Origin of the sequence: Duncaniella muricolitica (genome assembly GCF_910574735.1) — a bacterium.
Classification (GTDB): domain Bacteria; phylum Bacteroidota; class Bacteroidia; order Bacteroidales; family Muribaculaceae; genus Duncaniella; species Duncaniella muricolitica.
Window position 1 is genome coordinate 1 of the sequence record NZ_CAJTCF010000050.1, and the last position, 16432, is coordinate 16432.

18 protein-coding genes and 1 pseudogene are annotated in these 16432 nt (G+C 47.7%); 7 read left to right on the top strand and 12 right to left on the bottom strand.

Going from position 1 to position 16432, the window contains the following annotated elements:
• Window positions 1–133: 133 nt before the first annotated feature.
• The 12 genes and pseudogenes from traK to QGT73_RS11360 form a co-directional block, all read right to left on the bottom strand.
• Window positions 134–505 (bottom strand): annotated as a pseudogene (gene traK, locus QGT73_RS11305) (conjugative transposon protein TraK); the annotation flags it as partial.
• A gap of 4 nt (window positions 506–509) precedes the next feature.
• Window positions 510–1508, bottom strand: a complete 999-nt coding sequence (traJ, locus tag QGT73_RS11310; protein WP_107036601.1) for a conjugative transposon protein TraJ — start codon at window positions 1506–1508, stop codon at window positions 510–512.
• Window positions 1509–1525: 17 nt separating this feature from the next.
• Window positions 1526–2164 carry a DUF4141 domain-containing protein gene (locus tag QGT73_RS11315; protein WP_237613050.1) on the bottom strand — a complete coding sequence of 213 codons (639 nt, stop codon included), beginning with the start codon at window positions 2162–2164 and terminating at the stop codon, window positions 1526–1528.
• Between the two features lie 10 nt (window positions 2165–2174).
• A complete protein-coding gene (locus QGT73_RS11320; protein WP_262497748.1) occupies window positions 2175–2306 on the bottom strand; it encodes a hypothetical protein in 132 nt (43 codons plus the stop codon).
• Window positions 2303–3067, bottom strand: a complete 765-nt coding sequence (locus tag QGT73_RS11325) for a hypothetical protein (RefSeq protein ID WP_123400149.1) — start codon at window positions 3065–3067, stop codon at window positions 2303–2305. The genes QGT73_RS11320 and QGT73_RS11325 overlap by 4 nt, the downstream gene beginning before the upstream one ends.
• A gap of 3 nt (window positions 3068–3070) precedes the next feature.
• Window positions 3071–5560 carry a TraG family conjugative transposon ATPase gene (locus QGT73_RS11330; protein ID WP_123400147.1) on the bottom strand — a complete coding sequence of 830 codons (2490 nt, stop codon included), beginning with the start codon at window positions 5558–5560 and terminating at the stop codon, window positions 3071–3073.
• A 2-nt stretch (window positions 5561–5562) separates the two neighbouring features.
• On the bottom strand, window positions 5563–5874 hold the full coding sequence (locus tag QGT73_RS11335; protein WP_123400145.1) for a DUF4133 domain-containing protein: 312 nt from the start codon (window positions 5872–5874) through the stop codon (window positions 5563–5565).
• Window positions 5875–6168 (bottom strand): DUF4134 domain-containing protein, encoded by a 294-nt coding sequence (locus QGT73_RS11340; protein ID WP_237613052.1) that lies wholly within the window; start codon window positions 6166–6168, stop codon window positions 5875–5877.
• Window positions 6169–6251: 83 nt separating this feature from the next.
• Window positions 6252–6965, bottom strand: a complete 714-nt coding sequence (locus tag QGT73_RS11345) for a hypothetical protein (RefSeq protein ID WP_123400143.1) — start codon at window positions 6963–6965, stop codon at window positions 6252–6254.
• Window positions 6965–7294, bottom strand: a complete 330-nt coding sequence (locus QGT73_RS11350; protein ID WP_107036583.1) for a DUF3408 domain-containing protein — start codon at window positions 7292–7294, stop codon at window positions 6965–6967. Before QGT73_RS11350 ends, QGT73_RS11345 begins: the two co-directional genes overlap by 1 nt.
• 15 nt (window positions 7295–7309) lie before the next feature.
• A complete protein-coding gene (locus tag QGT73_RS11355) occupies window positions 7310–7717 on the bottom strand; it encodes a hypothetical protein (protein WP_280122491.1) in 408 nt (135 codons plus the stop codon).
• Window positions 7718–7725: 8 nt separating this feature from the next.
• The gene (locus QGT73_RS11360) at window positions 7726–8487 is read right to left on the bottom strand and encodes a ParA family protein (RefSeq protein ID WP_107036585.1); all 762 of its coding nucleotides are present in this window, start codon (window positions 8485–8487) and stop codon (window positions 7726–7728) included.
• Window positions 8488–9695: 1208 nt separating this feature from the next.
• Between QGT73_RS11360 and QGT73_RS11365 the strand changes: the two genes are divergently transcribed.
• The 7 genes from QGT73_RS11365 (at window position 9696) to QGT73_RS11395 (ending at window position 16399) form a co-directional block, all read left to right on the top strand.
• Complete coding sequence (locus tag QGT73_RS11365) at window positions 9696–10937, top strand: site-specific integrase (RefSeq protein ID WP_123400139.1); 1242 nt, start codon at window positions 9696–9698, stop codon at window positions 10935–10937.
• Between the two features lie 567 nt (window positions 10938–11504).
• The gene (locus QGT73_RS11370) at window positions 11505–11849 is read left to right on the top strand and encodes a helix-turn-helix domain-containing protein (RefSeq protein WP_123400135.1); all 345 of its coding nucleotides are present in this window, start codon (window positions 11505–11507) and stop codon (window positions 11847–11849) included.
• Window positions 11846–12907, top strand: a complete 1062-nt coding sequence (locus tag QGT73_RS11375; protein ID WP_123400133.1) for an AAA family ATPase — start codon at window positions 11846–11848, stop codon at window positions 12905–12907. The genes QGT73_RS11370 and QGT73_RS11375 overlap by 4 nt, the downstream gene beginning before the upstream one ends.
• An 89-nt stretch (window positions 12908–12996) precedes the next feature.
• The gene (locus tag QGT73_RS11380) at window positions 12997–13878 is read left to right on the top strand and encodes a toprim domain-containing protein (RefSeq protein WP_123614186.1); all 882 of its coding nucleotides are present in this window, start codon (window positions 12997–12999) and stop codon (window positions 13876–13878) included.
• A gap of 320 nt (window positions 13879–14198) precedes the next feature.
• Window positions 14199–14567 carry a plasmid mobilization protein gene (locus tag QGT73_RS11385; protein ID WP_123399966.1) on the top strand — a complete coding sequence of 123 codons (369 nt, stop codon included), beginning with the start codon at window positions 14199–14201 and terminating at the stop codon, window positions 14565–14567.
• 13 nt (window positions 14568–14580) lie between these two features.
• Window positions 14581–15573 (top strand): relaxase/mobilization nuclease domain-containing protein, encoded by a 993-nt coding sequence (locus QGT73_RS11390; protein WP_123399964.1) that lies wholly within the window; start codon window positions 14581–14583, stop codon window positions 15571–15573.
• A 4-nt stretch (window positions 15574–15577) separates the two neighbouring features.
• Window positions 15578–16399 (top strand): hypothetical protein, encoded by an 822-nt coding sequence (locus QGT73_RS11395; protein ID WP_123399962.1) that lies wholly within the window; start codon window positions 15578–15580, stop codon window positions 16397–16399.
• Window positions 16400–16432: the final 33 nt, after the last annotated feature.

Consider the following 16432-nt stretch of genomic DNA (forward strand, 5'->3'; position numbering starts at 1 on the left):
ATCTTCCGCTCGCAAATGCGCGGTGTCCGAGACCGCGATTTCTTCATCTTCCGCCTGGTCAAACTGTACGCTTGAATATTTAACACTTCGGTCTACTCAATTTAACATATGCACTGGAATTTCGGCTTGGGCCGTTATAGTAACCTTTCTCCGAAAAATCGGTATAATAGTTGTAGGCCGATTTGTCGCTCAGAATCAGGGCACGGTTTATATTGTGCTCGATTGCGGACTTATCGGGAGAAAGGTTGAAGAACAGTTCATGAAAGCGACGCACATGCTCGCGGGCCTCGGCGGGGCGGTTCTGCTCCATATCCTGTGATAAGGCAAGCATCAGGGACTTGCCATTGTCAAGGACATAGATTTTCTCACGTTGCTTTTCAGCGAAATTGAAAACCATGATCAGAGCCACGGAAACCACCACCGCACACATCGCCACGAACACAATCCCGAACAGACGTATCTGACGGAAAGAGGTCTCGATATTCTTTAATGATTTGAATTCCATAATACTACTTTAATAGTTTGCCTGCCCTGCCGGCGACATTTCCGGCGACACCACCTGCGATGCTGCCCGCCATAGAGCCGGCCTGCATTGTGGTGTTGTTAACCGCACGGTTATAGTTTCCTGCACCTCCTGCCTGAATAATCCAGCCTGAAACAGTCGGTATAGTGAAGTAGCCGACAATCCCAATCACCATAAATATGATGTAGCAAATATTTGAGCCATCAATATTTACATTGGGATTGTTGGTCAGCTCCGATATGTCGTTCTGAAGCATCAGCACCTGAATCTTGGCAAGGATAGTGGAGAACAAATCAGCAACCGGAAGCCACAGATAAGTCTGGATATAGCGTTGAATCCATGTGGTTAATGTTGACTGGAATCCATCCCATACCGACAGGGCAAAGGCAATCGGACCGAGAATGGCAAGGACAATGAGAAAGAAAGTCCTAATCGTGTCGATTGTCAGAGACGCCGCCTGAAAGAGCATTTCCAGAAGTTCCCGGAAGAAATTTTGGATTGCTTTCTTGACCTTATACATTCCGCGCTCGATATACATTCCGGCTGCGGTGCCTATTTCGGTAACTCCAAGCTCGTCAATCTGACGGTCAAACTCAGCGTCATCCACAAGATAAGCTGTTGACGGGTCTTTCATCATGGCCTCATACTCCAGCCTGTCTTTCTCCTCCCGATATTTCTGCATATCGAGAGTCTGACCTTCAAGCATCGAGGCTGTGCCCTGCACAATCGGAGACATGACAGAGTTGATGGTTCCGAGAACGATAGAGGGGAAGAACATTATGCACAGTCCGATTGCGAACGGACGCAGCAGAGGGAACACATCCACCGGTTCGGCAGCAGCCAGCGACCTCCATATCCTGTAGGCCACATAGAACAGCGCGCCTAATCCGGCAATCCCCTGAGCCACTCCCGCCATGTCGGAACAAAGCGGCATCATCTCGTCGTAGAGCGACCGGAGTATGGTATGGAGGTTGGAAAAATCAATGGCACACAGCATAGGCATCACCAGTATTTTTCCGAACCGTCGCCATAAAGATTGATTACCCTTTGGGTATCAGCTTTCTTCTTGGCGCGGAGATATGACACGCTGATATTCTTATTGGTATAATACGCCGTCAGACTTTTCAGCCGTTTCATCTCCTTGTAGCAGTCGTCCACAACATCCATGCGGTCTTTGTCTGTCATCGAGAGTGTCGTGATATTGACCACCTGTTTCAGGTCGTTAAGGACTCCGCCGGCCTCTTCAAGAATCCGGGTATAGCCCGATGCAATTGCAGACAGTTCGCTTGACGTGAAATTCGGATCAGTCAGCATCTTCTGGAAATTATTGACGTAATAGCCGGAGATGTTTCCAAGCATCAGGATTGTCTGCTGCACCTTGCGGGCATCACGGACGAGGTTGTTGACCGACTGGAGTGCGTCGTAATATTTCTTCGCCTGCTGGTAAATCTTTACCGTCTCCTGAAAATTCCGCACCATATTTGTAGCCGTCGTTGATTCCTGAACGAGTGATTTTGAAGAGTTGACAATCGACTGGGCGATGTTCGACGGGTCTATCACCGTCCATTGGGCGTTTGCCCTGCCAGCTCCGAAGAGCAGGCAAAACAGAACGAGAGGGAGGATAAATTTCAATTCTTTCATACGCATTTATTTAGATTCTGGAGGCCATGCCTCCGATTATTCTTACTCCGGCATAGAGCAGAAGCAGCGGGAAGGTTATCAGGGCAAGCAGTCCGATGAACAGACCGGCAATTATTACCCATAAGACACGCGGCACTTTCACTCGATGACATTGATGTTAAAACCTACATCATTGGCCGGCACATCTTTGAATGCCAGTTCGCAGACTCTTTTGCGAACATCATCAGACAGGGTGATTTCCTCCACGACTTCGTGGACCTCGGTCAGAATATCCTTATTTTCGACTGCCAGATTAGCATTGAGAAATTCATCCAATGCCTTTGCATCAAAAGTCTCGCGTTCAGTAGGTGTCATATCACACTTCCGATAGAATGTCCTGCCCAGATCCGCGACGAATATTTCATTGCCGTCATTCGATATTGCCATGGCCAGTACATCCCGACACTCGGCGCAATAGACATTGTCGTCATGGAGCCACCCCTGAATATCCCGGAGTAAAAACTCCTGCGGAATAATCTCAGCCGGAATGCCGACACCGGAGAATTTTACCTTGTAGAAGCCGTCGTGTTCGCTGATTGTCATATCCGCACCGTCGTGACAAAACCAGTCACCGACCATTTTGGGCCGCATATCAACAGGAATCCCGGTCTTCGACTTTTCGATAGCCTCCTTGACGAAATGACCGATCCGTTCACCGATACGCACAACAACATTGTCGATGCGACGGGCCCACTTATTGATTGTCTTTTCAGCCTTCTCTCTGACAAAGGCATTGAACCGGCCACATGCCTTGAAAGCCAGCATTATGCAGCCGATACAGATTGTAATCCCAAGGCTGAAGATTACAACCGCTGTGAACACGTTCATCACGGGTTCGAGAAATTCTAAAATATCTTCAAACATATATTATTCGTTAGCAATTCGTTTAATGGCGGCTTCGGTATCGCCGCCAAGTTTTTCAGCCAATTCGAGAACCCTGATTTTCTCCGTCTCCTCGGTGGTGTAGCAGAAATATTCCTCCCTGCTGACCTCCGTGGCATAGACGGCGGACTGAGTGCCTCCGAGACCAATCCACACCTCTTTATATAGGCGGTTGGGATTATTCGCCATATTGATACTGAGTATCTGGCTTTTCTCCTTGTCGGTCAGACCGAGCAGTTCCTGAATCTGGTCGAAGCGGTTCATATACTTGCGCTGGTCGAGCAGGATTTTACAGTCTGAGTTGTTGATGATGGTCTCCTTGACAATCGGTGACGATATGATGTCGTCAACCTCCTGCGTAACCACCACTGCCTCACCGAAATACTTGCGGACTGTCTTGAACATATATTTCAGATACTCAGCCATATTGGCGGTCGAAAGAGCCTTCCAAGCCTCTTCCACGATTATCATCTTGCGGATACCTTTTAGACGTCGCATCTTGTTGATGAAAGCCTCCATGATGATGATTGTCACTATCGGGAAAAGTTCTTTATTCTCTTTGATTGAATCCACTTCAAACACCACAAACCGTTTGTTCAACAGGTCGATATTCTCTTTGGAGTTGAGAAGAAAGTCGAAACGACCTCCGTGGTAATACTGGCGCAGAGTGGTCAGGAAGTTGTCAATGTCGAAATCCTGTTTGTAGATGGGGATAGGACGCAGTGCCATTTCCTGACGGTAATCGTCACGCATAAACTCATAGAATGAGTTGAAGCATGGAACTATGTTATTATCCTTAGCCATCTTTCCAAGGAACATCGACAGCGCAGAGCCAAGCTCACCGGATTCTGTCTTTGTCACTCTGTCATCCTCAGACTTCCAGAGTGTCAGCAGCAAGGTCTTTATCGAATCCTTCTTCTCCACATCAAAGACCCCGTCATCGGTGTAGAAAGGATTGAACGAAATCGGACTGTCCTCGGTGTAGGTGTAATAGACACCGTCTTCGCCATGCGTCTTATTATGAATCAGATTGCAAAGACCCTCGTAAGAGTTTCCGGTATCAATCAGCAAAATATGTGTATTTTGTTCATAATACTGTCGCACCAGATGGTTGGTGAAGAATGACTTACCGCTACCGGACGGGCCGAGGATGAATTTGTTTCGGTTGGTTGTGATTCCACGTTTCATAGGTTCGTCCGATATATCAAGGTGTATCGGTTTCCCCGTCAGTCTATCGACCATCTTTATCCCGAAGGGCGATAGACTACTCCGATAATTGGTTTCGGCAGTAAAGAAACAGGCGGCAGGCTCGATGAAAGTATAGAAACTTTCCTCAGCAGGAAAATCAGCCTCATTTCCCGGCATTGCCGACCAGAACAGTGTCGGACAGTCAATAGTGTTGTGCCGTGGCATACATCCCATTGTTGCCAACTGGCCCCCGACATCATTCTTGATGCGCCTCAGTTCTTCGGTGTCATCGCTCCACGCCATAACATTGAAGTGGGCCCGGACTGAGGTCAGTCCGTAGGAATGTGCCTCATTGAGATAGCGGTCAATCCACTCCTTGTTGATAGCATTGCTTCGGCTATACCGCGAAAGGGAGTTCATGTTTCTCGCGGTTTTCTCGAACTTCGCCAGATTCTCGTCATGGTCATCAATCAGGATATACTGATTATAGATGTGGTTGCAGGGTAAGAGCAACCCGACGGGAGAGGCGAAGCTCAATCTACAATCCGAGCGGTCGGTCGATAACCGCTCATAACGGTTATCAGTGCTGACTTTCGAGGGAAGATCATCGGTGTCTGACAGAGTGTGAAGGCACAGCATCTTGTCGCCTATGCGCATTTGACGTGCATCAAGGTCTATATCCTCCAGACAGGTTACATCGTCCATTGTCAGCGACATATACTTCTCAATAAGTCCGGAAGCCTTGTCAGTGCCGACCAGCTCATCATCAGAAAGACGGCGCAGCCTGATATAGCCGGTGTCATTGATGATACGCTCGAACTGTTCGACACTTTCCATGAACTTGACAACCATTTCGTGATTGAGTTCCTTCGGGGTGATACGCCCACGGCAGAGGGTAGAGAAATTGGATTGCTGGCGCATCCGCTCCTTTGTGGTCTTTGTCAGGAACAGGTAGCACTTGTGCGCCAGATACGGACGCTCGTTGAAGTGACGCTCGAAGGAGCGGTCAAGAAAACTCAAATTATCTTTTTGCAACTCCGGCTTATAATTCTCCGACACGAACCAATCCTGCTTGTGCGCCACCGAATAATGCGGAAGCACTTTGATAGCCTTGCACCATGCTCCGTGCATGGCTTCGTATTCCTGCGATGTTACGGTGAACAGTTCCGGGAGGCTAACCTCGAAGGCAACTGTAATGTCGGCATCTTTCGATATGATGCAGCCGTGTTCCACGGCAAGGAGCGGCAGCTTCGATTCCAGTGTTGTGGCTTTAAGTGTATTTCTCATTGTCAATGTCTGATTAAGCGTTTAAGCCGTAGGCGGTTGATGATATACCGGGGACGATATTTCACCGATGTGATCTTCATCAGACCGTATTGACCGTATTTCCCATTCAGGTGGAAAGTGTACCACACCAGAATTGAGGCACTCGCGGCACCAAACCCGATGCAGAACCATTGCGGGGCACCGCACATATAAAGGATTACGAACAATACGAAGTCAATGATGAGACCTCCGGCGAAGATGAAAAGATATTGCGCTTTCAACCCCTTGTATTCCACTGTCCGGCCGATACCCTTATTGATGGAATACGAAGCCATTTAGAGGAAGAAAGAGCGGAGAATGGTAGCGGCGACGATAAGGAAAATACAGGCACCGAACCACGAGGCGGCTGTTTTACTTGTATCGGGATCGCCTGACGAGAACTTGCCATAGACCTTGACACCGCCGATGAGACCCACCATAGCACCGATGGCGTAAATGAGTTTGGTGCCGGGGTCAAAATATCCACTTATCATGCTTGTAGCCTGATTGATACCTGACATTCCGTCACCTGCGGCCCACATCTGGACAGCGGCGGTGAGCAGGAGCATTGCCGCCATAGGACGGCGCATGTGTGGAGCGTTCATCCACGCAACAACACGGTTATACATCTTATTGAGGAATTTCTTCATACGCATTTCAGATTCGTTAATAATCAAGTTAAGATATTGAGATTGATCCGGTCAATGTCAACAGTGTCGATGGTCTTGGAATAGACCACTTTCTTCTTGGCGATGACCTCTTTGGTAAGCGGCTCATCCTCGTCGCCGTAGATAATCGAGAGGATACGCGTGCGCACTTTCGGATCAAGCGACAGCCGTTCTTCGATGACGGTTCCCTGAATCTCTTTGAGCGTCTCCTTGGCGGCCGCTGCTTCTTCGGGAGTGTGGGGCTCATCCTTTGCCACACGTACCGCACTTTCAAGTGCCTTGAAGTCCTGCCCGCCTGTCTGACGTTCCGTGATTTCAGGGGCGTCGCCGAATGACTCGCCCACAGTATGGTGGGTGAAAACCTCGTCGAGTCTCTCCTGTGGAATAGTCTTCTCCTGTTCAGGCTGTGCCGGCTCTTCAGGCGGAAGACCTACATCTTCCGGACTGGTCAGCTCTGTTCTTATCCTTGTCACTATTTCATCCACTTTCTCGTCAACTCTGGAATTGACTTTTGCATCAATCAGGGCGTTGAGCCTGTCCATGTCATAGTGACTGCGACCCACGAGGGAATCGTCGTCTGGTCCCGATGATGCCGGAGAAGGTGTTTCTTCGGAATTTGTGGCCGGAGCTGGCGGATGTTTTTCCGCCGGTCTCTTCAGCACTTTCCCGATGAGATAGATGTTGCTTGCCAGCAACGCCACAATCAGCAATACTTCCATCAGAACAGAGGCCGGGTATTGGTGAAATAGATAGCGTTGATTGACTCGCGGTGTCGCTCCACGTGTTCGCGCACTATCTCGGTGACATAGTTCCCGACCGAAGCCCGGTTCTTGCCGACCGCTGCAACCATACGGTTGAGCAGGTCGAACATTTCGTCGGAGATATAGACACGACAGTTGGAGTTGATGCGGTTTTTCGACAGGAACCGCTCCTGATATTTCTTCGCTGCCGCCAGCGATGGCGACTGCCGGTCGAGAGCGTCAGACAGTGCGCCTGACACGGCTCCCGACACCTTTTCCATAAATGGAGTAGAAGGGGGATTATTCATTACGATAGAAATTTTCTAATAAATCGTTGATAATTGCCTCGTTCGCCTTGAAATGGTCGGCGAGGACATTGTTGATATAAGTCGATACACTACGCCCCATGTGCCGTTGGCGTCTTCCAGTCTCTTGATGACCTTCACGAAATCGGGGTGGATACCCACCTGCGGAAAGCGTTTGTTCGGACTCTTGTATTTCAGGGAATCAATATATTTCTCTTTGAATCCGATGACCGTTTCTGTCGGACTATCCTTGCTTTGTTTTGCATTTCTATTTCGTAGTTTCTTATCCTCGGAGACTGTCTGGGACTTCGTAATGTCGGAATCTTCGGATTTGCCGGTTTCGGAGGGGGTGGGCGGATATTCTTTGGCTCGAAAGTTTTCGACAAAACCTTCGGCATCGAAATCATTGTCATATCGTTTTGCCATAAGCCTTGTCAGAGCTTGATTATACCCAGAATCTCGTCAGCCAGTTCCACAAGACGGCTTCCTTTCAGGAGATTTTTGTCCGGTGGCAGAAGCGTCGAGCGAAATACTGCGCGGGCCGCATCTTTCGAGCCCTCCCTCCGATATTTCTTTGCATCCGGAAGCCTCGTTTTGAGTGTCTGCAACATCTGCTCTTCAAATACTTCCTCGTATCGCTCGTAGAGGTCTGTCTTCTCGCGTGCATCCACAAGATTCCAAAGCATATACATGTCCTTGACCGAACAGCCTGAAACTGTCATGATCTCGTCGCGCACTTTCATGGCGAATGCAAGCGAACTTTCGAGGATGAGCTTGTCGGCGGCCACGGGGCAGAAGATGTAGTCCATCAGGGATACTGTCTTGGCGACACCGGGGTTATTGATCGTACCGGGGAGGTCGAACAGCACGATGTCATAATCCTCTTTGCCGGACTCGATTATCGCCCGTGCTCTGTCAAGCGCGTCTTCAGGTTTTGTAATCAGTATGGGATAAGGGTCTCTCTGTATGCGTTCGCGCTGCTCCATAAAGTTCTTCTTGAACGCGGAGTTGATTCTTAGAATCTCCACATCGCGGTCCCGCATTTCCTTGATGCTGTACTGGGGATAGTCGCAGTCCACAACGAGGACTTTCAGCCCCCGGACATAGTAGAGGTAACTCGCCATCAGCACAGTCAGGGTTGTCTTGCCGGCCCCTCCCTTCTGGGTGGAGAAGGCAATAAAAACAGGTTCTTTCATCGCTTTTGTAAGGGGTTAAACATAGGGTTGATACTCACGGGAACTTTTTGTCCTTACACACCACAGCCTGACCGGTCTTATCGTCAAAACCGGGATATGTATGGGCAAAAGTTTTGGACGGGGGTCTTGCGACAGCCTTAGGGTTGGACGGCTACGTCGCTACAGACAGACATCAGTCTGTGTGAAATGATGATACGGTGTCATGGCATTCATGCCGGCATCGAAGCGTCAGTCAGGCATAGCGGCAATCCGAACAAACATAAACCTGATTGCTTTAGCGGACATTCACGGGGATGCTATGGCAGAAAGAAGACATTACAGTCATCAGAGTGAATGGACAATCTTAAAAATGGCAGTCCTTGTATAAGGTCTTTCAAATGTCAGTCGAAACTATCAGGCATCAGTTCCTTTAGACATTAACTTGAACGAGCGGATGCTTTGGCAGACATCAGAAATCACTTGCGTAATTATGCCTGTATTTCAGATTGTCAATTCGTGTGTGTGAATATCAGCTATGACAGACGTGCGGTCGAGCATTCCTATAGACATTAACTTGAATGTGACGGCAGACGTGTTGGCTGATGTCCACGTTGCAAAGTTACTATATATCTGTACGTCAGGCACAATTTCAGGGATATGCTGTACTCGGTCGCCTCGCGTTGCCTCAAAGTGACGCGATTTTGAATAACACCTTTTTGCATGATTTTCGGATCAGGGAGGAACTGGCTGGGGCATTTGTGGCTCTTGATTCGGTTATCACGCGCTTCTCGGCGACACCCGGAACCCCGGTTTTTGGTCATGTCAGATATTTTTTGTAACTTTAATAAGGCAATCGCACGCGCCCAAGGAAGGGCGCAGCCACCGGAACCGCGCTTTTTCGATGGATTCCATGCTCAAAGAGGTATGACCGGCACCTCTTGGCTATCAAATCCTGTTATTTTCATTAAATTCGTTGATACACAAGCATCCACATGGATGAGCAAGGTATGTTAATGCAGGAGGAAAGTCAAGAAAGCGATAGGAAGATAACAGCAATGAGTATTAGGCAGTTAGGTTAATTGGACGTTGCTGTGAATTTCGTTGTTTTTGATTATTTTTCGCCAATCGTACACATTTCGTACAATTCAAGTGTTAATAGATATTGAGGGCGATTTTTGCGTTCGGCAAGTTGTCGCTATCTTTGCTTAACACCACAAATTTAATGATTTATGGCGAAAGTCGAAAATAAAAGCAGACAAAATCCGAAACTTGTCCAACTGGAACTTCAGGACGGCAGGGCAAGTCTCTCTCTCGAATATTATCTCGGTCGCTCCGAAACTCCTGTTCTTGATGAGAATGGTGAGCAGGTAATCTACGAGTCTGGCCCGTCAAAAGGTCGTGTGAAATATTCTATCAAACATGTGCGCCGCCGGGAGAAACTGAATCTCTATATTTGGCTGAAACCACGCAACGCCCAGGAGCGGTTGCAGAACAAGAACACCTTACAGCTTGCGGAGAAAATACGTTTTGAAAAAGAACAAGAGTTTCTTGAATCCCGTGAGGGCTATCGACTCAAAGGCGAAACTGAGATTGACTTCCTCAAATACTTCCGTGAGCAGCATTGCAACTCGACAACATTCACTAAAGGCGTCAAGTCTGGATACAAGACGTCTTACAGCCGCCTTATAGGTTTCTTGGAATCCTCCCCAAAATACAAGAAATTCTCAACATTTCTGAGAATGGACTTGATAGACACAGAAATGGTGATGGCATTTGCTGAATATTGCAAGAAAGTCGGCACTGGCGAGGGCCCGAAGAAATCCCTTCATTGGTTTCATCGAGTCGTACTTAACGCCATTGATGCCGGATATATGAAGAAAGATCCATGCAAGGGCGTGTCCATCAAGTTTGATGTCAATATTTTGACCAAGGACATTCTGACGATGGACGAGATACGGCGAATGATGATAACGCATTATCCCGGAGAGAATCTGATGATAAGACGTGCATTCCTGTTCAGTTGCTTTACAGGCATACGCAAGTGTGACATCGAGAGGTTGACTTACTCCAACATTGACTTCACGACCATGACACTGCGCTTCAATCAGAAGAAAATCGAATGGAGGAGCGCACATAGTGGAGTGACAATGCCGCTGAACGAACATCTGATGAAACTTATCGGAGACTTGCCTGAAGACCGCAGTACATTGATTTTCCCTCTAACATCGGAGGGGCGCACCATATACCGTCATCTTTATAAATGGACGAGAGCCGCAGGAATCAACAAACATATCACGTGGCACTGCGCCCGTCACAGTTTCGCAGTGAATATCCTTGACAATGGAGCTGACATCAAGACCGTGTCATCGCTGATGGGACACGCGAGTTTGAAAATGACGGAGAAATATCTCCATGTGGTTGATTCAAGAAAGCAACAGGCGATAGACAGCCTTGGGGAAATAACGTTGTGATCACTGAAATCAGCGTTTAAACGCATCTTTTCATTGTGATTGTCAGATCTTTAAGCAATTTAGTATCCCAAAATTGAGAGACTGACAAAATTTTCGCCAATAGTTAATCGGTACAACCTCAACAAATTACGAGGTCGTACCGATATTTTTTATCCCATGAACCATACAATTTTGGGATATTTTGGGGTAGTACCCCATCCGTGGATATTTTCATCACGAACTTTGCAACATCGACAGAGGTCAAGGCGGTAGAGAAAATACTGAGCCATAACAGATAATCTACAAAATCAATTATAGACTCTACATATACTCTACAATCCGCAAAGATTGGAATCGCCAACTTTGCAAAGTCAACAGAGGTTGACGTATAAATTCCAATATTTGCCCCGATTTTCCCGATTGCAGACAGAATACTGACATTCATTTGCCAATCTTCTGCCATTCGCAAAAAGGAGAAAACCAACGACATGAGTTATGTTGTTATATGGTCGTCGGAATAGTTCCGAGGCCGTGAATCGCGGCAGGTATTAACAAAATTAAGAAAATTCAAATTAAAATATCTGCGAAATGAACGAGATTATCGTCATCCCGATTCATCAGGTCAAGGACATGATTCAATCGGCGGTCAAGGAGTGCATGACCGAAATAATGTCACTCGCCAAGCCCTACAACGATGCCGACTCCGTTGACATAGACGGAGCGGTGGAGTACCTCAATGCCAACGGCTACAAAATCAAGAAAAGTCAGGTCTATAAGCTGACTTCATCCGGCTCCATGCCGTTCTATAAGTTCGGGACTAAGCTCCACTTCCGTATTGCCGAACTCGCTGACTGGGCGCAGAGCAAACTGCTTAATGGCAACACCATTGGCATACTTGAGCCAGTATCAACGTCCAAAGCCGCCCGCCGATGAAACCTGTCACTACACAACAGCCACAGCCGCCGACCCCGGCGGAGATGTGGGAGAACTCGCTGTTGCAAATAACCGACAACTGCAAGGCTGATACGGAGGTATTGTACTGCAATGGAGCGGTAATCGGCACTCTCGGCAATTTCAGCGCGTCCACCGGGAAAGCCAAGAGCCGAAAGACTTTCAACGTGACCGCACTGACCGCGGCGGCATTGAAGAACGGCGAAGTGATGGCATACATCGGGGAATTGCCGGAGAACAAGCGAACAATCCTCTACATTGACACTGAGCAGAGTCCGTACCATTGCCAGCGTGTGATATGGCGCATTTTGCGGCTTGCCGGACTTCCGGTTGACAGCCACCCTAAAAATTTCAAGTTTGCTTCCCTGCGTCCTTACTCTCCGGAGCAAAGATTGGCGATGATTGAATATGCAATATCCACAACTCCCGGCATAGGATTGGTAATAATTGACGGTATCCGGGATCTGATGTATGACATCAACAATGCCACCGAAGCCACCAACGTGATAACTCGCCTCATGTCATGGACTGACCGCTATCAGATACACATCCACACGGTGCTTCACCAGAACAAGGCGGACGATAATGTGCGAGGTCATATCGGCACGGAACTCAACAACAAGGCTGAGACTGTGCTCCAGATAGCCAAGAGCATTGATGACAACTCCATCAGCGAAGTAACCGCACCTCTTATACGCTCAATAGACATGGAGCCTATGGCGTTCTCGGTTGATGACGAAGGACTGCCCAAACAGGAACACGATCATGAATTCGGGAAAAAGACGGTCAAACGTGGCTTCAACTATGGAGAACTGTCGGATGCGCAACATCGTCAGGCATTGGAGGCGACCTTTGCCAATGGCGACATTAAAGGATACAAGGCTGTGATAGCAGCACTTACCGATGGATATGCCTCAATCGGCTACAAGCGCAGTTATTCAATCATCTCACGGTTGAAAAGGTTCCTTACAAACAAGCGGATGATTGAGATTGACGAGGCAACGAAGGCCTATCGCTTCAACCCACAATATTACTATTGAATTAGTACAGTATAGTTCAGAAGTGTATATATAAGGCCTATACTGCGGAAGCACACAATATCCATCCAACCTAAAATATTTTACCCCTCATGATAGAAGAGATTAAGAAAATCCCTTTAGCCACCTTCTTGTCCCAACTCGGCTATGAACCGGCTTACAGACGAGGCAACGGATTGTGGTATCGCTCACCTTTGCGACAGGAAAACACACCATCGTTCAAAGTGCAGCTTGATAAGAACACTTGGTATGATTTCGGAATCGCAAAAGGAGGCACCATAATTGACCTTGCAGCGGAACTCTACCATTCCGAAGATATCCGCTATCTCATGGACTGCATTGTCAAGTGTTGCCCTGTACCATCGGCGCAGACAGTCGCTTCCTCTTATGCCCCGCGACACTATGCTCCGAGTTTTGAGAACATAAAAATCGTGCCATTGGGAAATCCCGCACTTCTCGCTTACCTCAAAGAGCGGGGTATCCCGGCACACATCGCCAAGGCGAATTGCAAGGAGGCTCATTACACCCTCAATGGCAGACCGTATTTTGCTGTGGCATTCCCGAATATATCCAGCGGAGTTGAGTTGCGCAACCGATACTTCAAAGGTTGTATCTCACCCAAAAATATCAGCATTCCGAACAATCCTGATTATTGCAACACCGTGTCAATCGAATGTGCCGTGTTCGAGGGATTCTTGGATTACCTCTCTGCTTTGACAATATCGGCAATTCCAGATACAGATTCTATCGTGCTGAACTCGGTTGCCAATGTCAACAAGGCGATGTCGCATCTCAGTCGGTACGAAGTTATCAACTGCTATCTTGATAACGATGATGCAGGGCATCGAGTGCTATCAGTATTGTCAGAAGCATTCGGCGAGCGAGTGATTGACCGCTCTACTGAGTATAGCCAGTTTAGTGACTTCAATGACTATCTCATCCGGCACAACTATAAGAACGGATTGCGTCTGTGAGTGGAGAATTGCATGACTGATTAGTCAACCAATCACGACCCCAATCATGCACAATGCTGATTGCCTGATTAGGCAGATAACTGAAGTCTCAATCAGTTGAAGTCCTGACTGATCAGCCAATCAAACTGGTGTACCACTATAGCGACCGCAGGGAGCAAAACCGTCAGTGCACGGCGTAGCCGACACTCACTGAAACAATAAGTTTTAAGGGAGTGGCAAGGTAACCTTTTTGAAATCAAAAAGGGTTCGGAGCAACTATCCGAACGGCTTGCCACTCCGCTCCCGATGGTCGATATTTTATCAACAATTTTTTATTGAAGATGAGAAATAATACAAGCATAAAGATTAGGAAGCCGAAGACAACAGGCCGTCCCTCTCTTGGCGAAAAGAAGAAGAGCAAGCCACACATGGTGAGGTTTGACGAGGAACAGGACGAGCGTCTGATATTCCGTGCCGAACTCGCAGGAATGACGGTGACGGAGTACATCCGCGAAGCGACATTAAACGCTAAAATTTCTCCGAGGCTGTCGCCCGATGAGAAGGAATACATCCGTCAGATTCTAAAAATCGGAGTGAACTTCAACCAACTTTTGAAGCTCGCCCATACGGTCGGATTGGTGTCAATGGCTCCGAAAATTGAGAGTATAATCGGGCAGCTTTCACGGCTTCTCAACAAAATCAAATTCTGAAACAACATATCCAATGATAGCGAAAAATCTCAAAAGCCGCTCTTTTGCCGGATGTGTCGACTACGTCATGCGTGTTAACCATGACCATAATATCTACACTTCCGACACATGGCGCATCATCGGTTCGCAGGGTATAATCGGTGAGACACGTGAACAGATTATAGCGAGCATGGAAGCCGGGGCTTCGCTGAATCCGAGAGTGAAGTCTCCTGCCGGACACATCTCGGTGAGTTTTCATTCCGCCGACAAAGACAGGCTGACCGATGAACTGATGATGAAAATTGCTCGAGATTATCTCAAAGGCATGGGGCTTGATAAGACACAGCACATCATCGTGCGGCATCTTGAAACAGGCTCGCCACATTTCCATATCATCTATAACATGATTGGCAAGGACGGCAAGCGTATAACATCGGGGCATAACTACCGTAGAAATATAGCCGTGTGCAAGTCACTGAAATTGAAATATGGTCTGACATTTGGCGGTGAGAACCAACATCAGTCGACCGAAAATCTTCATGGTAAGGAACTCGCCAAGGCTGAAATTCGCATGACGGTATCAGATGCACTTTCCTCATCCCGAAGTTGGAATGACCTGATAAGAAACCTTGCTGTGAGAAATATCTCGGTGGAGTTCAAGCAGCGCAGAAATTCAGATGTCATTGAGGGAGTGTCTTTCCGAATGGGTGACCATCGCTTCAAGGCCTCCGATATTTCTCGTGATTACAGTTACGGCAGGCTCAATGCTCGGTTTGAACGGCTACGGAATAATCATTCAGGTATTGGTCTTCATCAGGCATCGACAAGACGTGATGCTCCTTCATCATCTATTGTTGACGCCCTTGGAAGTGTTGCGGAAGCAACTGTCAATGTCGGAGGATGCTTGTTGTCAGACCTGTTTACACTTGGCCCGTCAGTAAATGCCGAGGAAATGGCATTCAAGAACGAAATGGATCGGCAGGAAGCGAAGCGCAAAAGAAAAAATGGCAAATCAATGAGAAGATAAAATTATGGCTAAACAGAATCTTGAAGAGGATTACGCCATCCTCAGGCGCAAGTATGAGAAACTTGCAGCTTCAATGGCGCAGTTTGAGAATCTTCCCGAAACGCTCCGTGAGATAATGGATGATGCTGTCAGGCAGATACGCTCAGTCCAATATGTGCAGTCGCAAAACACCTCCGCACACGTTGGATTGCCCACAGACCTGCCACGCATATCCGACATAGTCCCGCTATGCGAGAAAGTCGCCGAAATCGGCGAGACTGTCAGCCAAATTCCTTCTTATGAGGATATAAAGGAGGTTCTGATAAATCAGATGAAAGCGATTGACCTTAGTTTCCGCAAAACGAATATAAGTGTGTCTGTGCCTGCTGAAGAAATTGCAAAACAAATCAGCCGTGCAATAAATATCAACGTGGGCAAGGAGATTGACGAGGCTCTGGCAAAAGGATCGGCGAATCTTGCAAACGCCGCACTAACAAAGGAAGTACAGTTCATGAAGGATGCGGCCCATGACCTCCGCAATTACGGGAAGTATCATATCAATATGCCCGTATGGGGTCTTCGTCCGAAAATATGGATACTGGCAATGGTGGCATTCATAGGTATCTCCGTAGCGTCCTTACACTTCAACCGCCGCCAGTATCTCAACAACACCCGGCTTGAAAAAGTCGAATGGCTCTACCGAAACTACCGCTCTATCATGTCAGAGGAATATATGAATGACTATATCCTTCCACGTGAAAAGATAATGTTCGGCAACAATACACATAAGCAGGATAGCCTCAGAAACGTAATCATCAAACAAGAGCAAGCACAAATATCTGAATAGAACAAGACCGAACCGCAGAATGGAATTAAATTC

Bases quoted from the DNA above. Each gene is read 5' to 3' on its own strand.
- QGT73_RS11315 (WP_237613050.1), bottom strand. From the start codon at position 2,164: ATGAAAGAATTGAAATTTATCCTCCCTCTCGTTCTGTTTTGCCTGCTC.
- QGT73_RS11325 (WP_123400149.1), bottom strand. From the start codon at position 3,067: ATGTTTGAAGATATTTTAGAATTTCTCGAACCCGTGATGAACGTGTTC.
- QGT73_RS11330 (WP_123400147.1), bottom strand. From the start codon at position 5,560: ATGAGAAATACACTTAAAGCCACAACACTGGAATCGAAGCTGCCGCTC.
- QGT73_RS11335 (WP_123400145.1), bottom strand. From the start codon at position 5,874: ATGGCTTCGTATTCCATCAATAAGGGTATCGGCCGGACAGTGGAATAC.
- QGT73_RS11340 (WP_237613052.1), bottom strand. From the start codon at position 6,168: ATGCGCCGTCCTATGGCGGCAATGCTCCTGCTCACCGCCGCTGTCCAG.
- QGT73_RS11345 (WP_123400143.1), bottom strand. From the start codon at position 6,965: ATGGAAGTATTGCTGATTGTGGCGTTGCTGGCAAGCAACATCTATCTC.
- QGT73_RS11350 (WP_107036583.1), bottom strand. From the start codon at position 7,294: ATGAATAATCCCCCTTCTACTCCATTTATGGAAAAGGTGTCGGGAGCC.
- QGT73_RS11355 (WP_280122491.1), bottom strand. From the start codon at position 7,717: ATGGCAAAACGATATGACAATGATTTCGATGCCGAAGGTTTTGTCGAA.
- QGT73_RS11360 (WP_107036585.1), bottom strand. From the start codon at position 8,487: ATGAAAGAACCTGTTTTTATTGCCTTCTCCACCCAGAAGGGAGGGGCC.
- QGT73_RS11365 (WP_123400139.1), top strand. From the start codon at position 9,696: ATGGCGAAAGTCGAAAATAAAAGCAGACAAAATCCGAAACTTGTCCAA.
- QGT73_RS11370 (WP_123400135.1), top strand. From the start codon at position 11,505: ATGAACGAGATTATCGTCATCCCGATTCATCAGGTCAAGGACATGATT.
- QGT73_RS11375 (WP_123400133.1), top strand. From the start codon at position 11,846: ATGAAACCTGTCACTACACAACAGCCACAGCCGCCGACCCCGGCGGAG.
- QGT73_RS11380 (WP_123614186.1), top strand. From the start codon at position 12,997: ATGATAGAAGAGATTAAGAAAATCCCTTTAGCCACCTTCTTGTCCCAA.
- QGT73_RS11385 (WP_123399966.1), top strand. From the start codon at position 14,199: ATGAGAAATAATACAAGCATAAAGATTAGGAAGCCGAAGACAACAGGC.
- QGT73_RS11390 (WP_123399964.1), top strand. From the start codon at position 14,581: ATGATAGCGAAAAATCTCAAAAGCCGCTCTTTTGCCGGATGTGTCGAC.
- QGT73_RS11395 (WP_123399962.1), top strand. From the start codon at position 15,578: ATGGCTAAACAGAATCTTGAAGAGGATTACGCCATCCTCAGGCGCAAG.